General features: G+C 44.7%; 1 protein-coding gene. It reads left to right on the top strand.

Features of this window, described 5'->3' with window-relative positions; genetic code table 11:
• Nucleotides 1-158 precede the first annotated feature (158 nt).
• Nucleotides 159-1,258 (top strand): IS4 family transposase (locus tag J2T20_RS25675; RefSeq protein WP_307592838.1); only part of this gene is annotated, 1,100 nt, incomplete at its 3' end.

Here is a 1,258-nt window from a genome sequence, read left to right as displayed (position 1 = left end):
CACTAGACATGCACAAATGCTGACATGAAAAATATAGTTTAAATAAATTACTAAAAATGTATAATTATGATTTGTTTTCACTACTCAATCCATAAAAAAACTCCTAATGTAGAGAGTGTAGGCGTGTTACCCACATCCCTCTACAAAAAGGAGCGTCCATGGGTAATTTAACGCAAAATTCTGTTTTACGCAAGTGCTTAAATCGTTTGAAGATCTGTCCCTTTCGGTGTCCACTGACCGATCATTACACCAAGGAGCTTTCGGTCGGGTCAGCCCTTGCACTATTTGTTGAAGCTCAACTCCAGCAAAGAGAGTCGCTATCTGACATTGTACTTAACTTGCAGACAAACCCGGACCTTCAGGATTTCATCGGCATTTCATCCATCCATGAGTCCACCTTAAACCGTAAACTGAGTGCCATTCCTCTAGCCTATTTAGAGTGGTTGTTTACTCAATTGGCTCAAGAGTTGAAAGCACGTAAGCGTGGAGCCAAAGGCATCAAGCACTTCGGGAAATTAGCTCCGGTAGATTCCACCACGTTTTCTCTGCCTAAGGTATTGGGGGACTGGGCTTTTTATCAAAACAAAACCAAAGGGGTAAAGATTCATACCCGGTTACTCTCATTGGAGTCGGGCTGCCATTTCCCGGATGAAATTGTGCTTTCCACCGTCGGCGTGTCGGATCAACAAGCTGTTAACCGTTTGGTCACGAAGCAAGATACGACGTACATCTTCGACCGTGGCTATGTCAATTACGGTAATTTTAGACGGTGGGTAGAGGATGCAATCCTGTTTGTTGCCCGTTTAAAAGCCAAGACGAAATATACGGTTCTTCGGGAACGAGAAGTCCCTAAGGATAGCCTCGTTACCCGAGATGCCGACGTGGAGATTTTGGACAAAGTCTCGGGTCTACTCTTTCAGGTTCGTCTGGTGCGGTTTTCAGATGACGAAGGTAATGTGTACGAAGTCATTACCAATCGCCAAGAACTAACCGCAGAGGATATCGGAGAAATCTATCGTTGCCGCTGGCAAATCGAGCTGTTTTTTAAGTGGATCAAGCAGCACCTGGCAACGGTAAAATTTCACAATCATCATCCGAATGCGGTTTGGGTTCAATGTTACATCGGGATCATTACTGCTTTGTTGTGCCAGTTGATGCAGCTGGAAGCACAGACGTCGCTGAGCCCGTGGAACTTTTTGCGAAAGATGCGATATTACTTCACGAGTGACTGGGATTCTTTCATCCAGGTTCTGAATAT

The sequence above is a fragment of the Paenibacillus wynnii genome (assembly GCF_030812855.1).
GTDB lineage: Bacteria > Bacillota > Bacilli > Paenibacillales > Paenibacillaceae > Paenibacillus_AQ > Paenibacillus_AQ wynnii_A.
This window is presented reverse-complemented; position numbering and strand designations above follow the sequence as displayed.